This is a genomic window from Bradyrhizobium manausense (assembly GCF_001440035.1).
Classification (GTDB): domain Bacteria; phylum Pseudomonadota; class Alphaproteobacteria; order Rhizobiales; family Xanthobacteraceae; genus Bradyrhizobium; species Bradyrhizobium manausense.
Window position 1 is genome coordinate 59,495 of the sequence record NZ_LJYG01000055.1, and the last position, 2,800, is coordinate 62,294.

The following is a 2,800-nucleotide window of genomic DNA, read 5'->3' on the forward strand; positions in this document are numbered from 1 at the left end:
GGATGGCCGGGTCAAGCCCGGCCATGACGATGTGGAGGCATCGCACTCAAGCTCACGAAGGCAAACGTGATTGTTCCGCGCTTGGCAGGCAACCGCGCTCCAGCCACTCAATTGGCCGCGCGGCGCAGGAAGGCCGGGATATCGAGAACGGCCTCGTCGGGCGCATTGCGCGCAGGCGCGCGGCCTTGGGGATGCAGCGGCTGAATTGCCGCCTGGCGCGCATAATCCATGCCCGGCCTTGCTGGTGGTCCCACGGGATGATGCGGCTGCGGGCGGAGCGGCGGGCTTTCTCCTTGCGGAAGGGGTGCGCTGCGCTCGATGCGATCGGCGATGCGCCGGCCGTCATTGCGCAGCTTTCCGGCAAGTTGGGCGAGGGCGGTTTCCACCGGCAGCGCCTGCGCCGCGTCGAGATTGTCTATGCCGGTCGCCACCACCGAGACGCGGACGATGCCTTCGAGGCTTTCGTCAAAGGACGCGCCGACGATGATGTTGGCATCCGGGTCGGCCTCGTCGCGAATGCGGGTGGCGGCTTCGTCGACCTCGTACAGCATGAGATCCTTGCCGCCGGTGATGGAGATGATGAGGCCGCTGGCGCGCTTGATCGAGGGATTCTCGATCAACGGATTGGAGATCGCGGCCACGGCGGCGGCAAGCACGCGCTTCTCGCCCGAAGCCTCGCCCCGTCCCATCATGGCCTTGCCCTTCTCCTTCATGACCGAGAGGACGTCGGCAAAATCGAGATTGATCAGGCCTTCCTTGACGATGAGGTCGCTGATGCAGGCGACGCCCGAATACAGCACCTGGTCGGCCAGGGCGAAGGCATCGGCGAATGTGGTCTTCTCGCTGGCGACCCGGAACAGGTTCTGGTTCGGGATGATCAGGAGGGTGTCGACCGTCTTCAGCAGCTCCTCGATGCCGGCTTCGGCGAAGCGCATGCGGCGCTGGCCCTCGAAGTAGAACGGCTTGGTGACCACGCCGATGGTGAGAATGCCGAGCTCGCGCGCGATCCTCGCGACCACGGGTGCGGCCCCGGTGCCGGTGCCGCCGCCCATGCCGGCCGTCACGAACACCATGTGCGCGCCGGTCAATTGATCGCGGATCGTATCGATCGCCTCTTCGGCCGCGGCGCGTCCCAGTTCCGGCTGCGAGCCGGCGCCGAGGCCCGCGGTCACCTTCGTGCCGAGCTGGATGAGGCGGGTTGCCTTCGACATGGCCAGCGCCTGCGCGTCGGTATTGGCGACGACGAACTCGACCCCCTGCAGCCCGGCGGTGATCATGTTGTTCACGGCATTGCCGCCGGCGCCGCCGACGCCGAACACGACGATGCGGGCCTTCATTTCATGGATATCGATATTGCCAGCCATTTTTTCCTCGCGATTGGTCCGGCAAGCCGGGGATTGGAGAAAGTCTCAAATGCTACCCGCATGATTCGGAAAAGTGCGCTGCGGTTTTCCGAATAAGATCATGCGCAAACAACAACCTGGAGCGCGATGACTGCTCATCCTGACCTCATCGCGCTCTAGCCATGCGGTCTGCTTGCACGATCGAAGCGGCCAGGTGTCCCAAGCGAAGCGCGGCGTGCCCGATGAGCGAGCCGCCCGCGCGGCGATCGGTCCGCAGCGCCGTCATTTCGTCTTCCAGTCGTGCCGCCCACGCATTGGCGGCCGTCGCCTCGGCGCTCGCCTGCTGCAGCTCGACGGCGAGGCGCTCGGCGCGCTCCCGCTCGCGCTCGAACACTTGCCTGTAGGCGGTTGCCACGTCTTCGAGCCGCGCGATCTCCGCCTTGAAGACCTCGGTCTCAGAAGCGTTTTCGAGCGAAGTGGATACCGGTTCGCGCAAGCAAAACGCGTCAGAATAAAAATCTGGAGCCCCGTTCCGACTCCGTCGGAACGGAAATGGCTCTAACGCTTCGATCCTCGCCATGGTGTCCCCGATGGGGTCGGCCCGCCGACCCGTTCTTGGGCGGGGCGTGTACCGCAGTTCGGAGAAATCAACCCTCACCAGGGCCTTGCCGTCATCCGAACGCGAGCGCGGCAGGCGGCGACGTCTCGCCAGCGACCGCGCGGCCTCGCGCGAGATATTGAGGCGGGCACCCAGATCGGCATACGTCAACAACGCAACAGGCATCGGCGCTTCTCCTGGAGCGAACCGGGAAGGCATTTCGGGCTAATGATGGCTGGACGATTACAGCAGGCTAGGCTGCGTTGGTTAATGCGTGGTTAACACCCGCGCGGTGCTGTTTACAGGTGCCATCACCGTGCCGCCCCCGGGGATCGGAGCGCCGGCCTGGGGATTGGAGAGCACCATCCGTCGCGGCTGCGTCTTAGCGGACTTGCGCCGGCAGCAAGGGCCTCAGGACGTTGGAGACGTTCTCCGAAATCTCGTTCCTGGTGCCGTGACAGCGGATGACGAGGTTTTTCGACTCGGGTTTGGCCGCGTACTCCATGGGATGCGCCTCCGGGTCATGCTACCCGGGGCGAGTATAGCCGAAATGCGCGGCGGCAAGGGGACGGCAGTGCTTGCCGCGAGCGCCGGTGCGCCCCCTCGCCCGCTTGCGGGAGAGGGTTGGGGAGAGGGTGTCTCGGCAACGGGACAATCTCCAGGAGGAAAGAACCCTCACCCGCCGCGCGCGGGAAAATGCCGTCGTCCCGGCCTAGTGCGCAATTGCACACGGGAGCCAGGACCTATAACCACCGAGCTGAGTTGTTGTGAATGCTCGTAGCCACATCTTGCTTGAACAACAGCTGACCGGGGTAATCGCGACGAGCGCAGGGCGCTCGCGCGGAGGTCCTGGCCCCCG

3 protein-coding genes are annotated in these 2,800 nt (G+C 65.1%); all 3 read right to left on the bottom strand.

All coding sequences use genetic code 11. The features are described 5' to 3' along the window. Positions 1-107: 107 nt before the first annotated feature. The 3 genes from ftsZ to AOQ71_RS47820 all read right to left on the bottom strand — a co-directional run bounded on the left by ftsZ (position 108) and on the right by AOQ71_RS47820 (position 2,446). Positions 108-1,364: a cell division protein FtsZ gene (gene ftsZ / locus AOQ71_RS15020; protein WP_057747457.1), complete on the bottom strand. Its 1,257-nt coding sequence runs from the start codon at positions 1,362-1,364 to the stop codon at positions 108-110. A gap of 145 nt (positions 1,365-1,509) precedes the next feature. Further along, complete coding sequence (locus AOQ71_RS15025) at positions 1,510-2,127, bottom strand: hypothetical protein (RefSeq protein WP_057747458.1); 618 nt, start codon at positions 2,125-2,127, stop codon at positions 1,510-1,512. Between the two features lie 196 nt (positions 2,128-2,323). Further along, positions 2,324-2,446 carry a hypothetical protein gene (locus AOQ71_RS47820; protein ID WP_347336694.1) on the bottom strand — a complete coding sequence of 41 codons (123 nt, stop codon included), beginning with the start codon at positions 2,444-2,446 and terminating at the stop codon, positions 2,324-2,326. Positions 2,447-2,800 lie beyond the last annotated feature (354 nt).